General features: G+C 53.2%; 2 pseudogenes. One reads left to right on the plus strand and one right to left on the minus strand.

What is annotated here, in order from left to right:
• Positions 1-64: 64 nt before the first annotated feature.
• A pseudogene (locus tag O3Q52_RS54010) lies at positions 65-250 on the minus strand (Rop family plasmid primer RNA-binding protein); the annotation flags it as partial.
• A 64-nt stretch (positions 251-314) separates the two neighbouring features.
• Here O3Q52_RS54010 and O3Q52_RS54015 point away from each other — a divergent pair.
• Positions 315-524 (plus strand): annotated as a pseudogene (locus O3Q52_RS54015) (hypothetical protein); the annotation flags it as partial.

Below are 524 nucleotides of genomic sequence, written 5' to 3' on the forward strand. Positions count from 1 at the left end.
TGTCTGCTCCCGGCATCCGCTTACAGACAAGCTGTGACCGTCTCCGGGAGCTGCATGTGTCAGGGTTTTCACCGTCATCACCGAAACGCGCGAGGCAGCTGCGGTAAAGCTCATCAGCGTGGTCGTGAAGCGATTCACAGATGTCTGCCTGTTCATCCGCGTCCAGCTCGTTGAGTTTCTCCAGAAGCGTTAATGTCTGGCTTCTGATAAAGCGGGCCATGTTAAGGGCGGTTTTTTCCTGTTTGGTCACTGATGCCTCCGTGTAAGGGGGATTTCTGTTCATGGGGGTAATGATACCGATGAAACGAGAGAGGATGCTCACGATACGGGTTACTGATGATGAACATGCCCGGTTACTGGAACGTTGTGAGGGTAAACAACTGGCGGTATGGATGCGGCGGGACCAGAGAAAAATCACTCAGGGTCAATGCCAGCGCTTCGTTAATACAGATGTAGGTGTTCCACAGGGTAGCCAGCAGCATCCTGCGATGCAGATCCGGAACATAATGGTGCAGGGCGCTTGT

The organism is Streptomyces sp. ActVer (assembly GCF_027270795.1).
GTDB lineage: Bacteria > Actinomycetota > Actinomycetes > Streptomycetales > Streptomycetaceae > Streptomyces > Streptomyces umbrinus_A.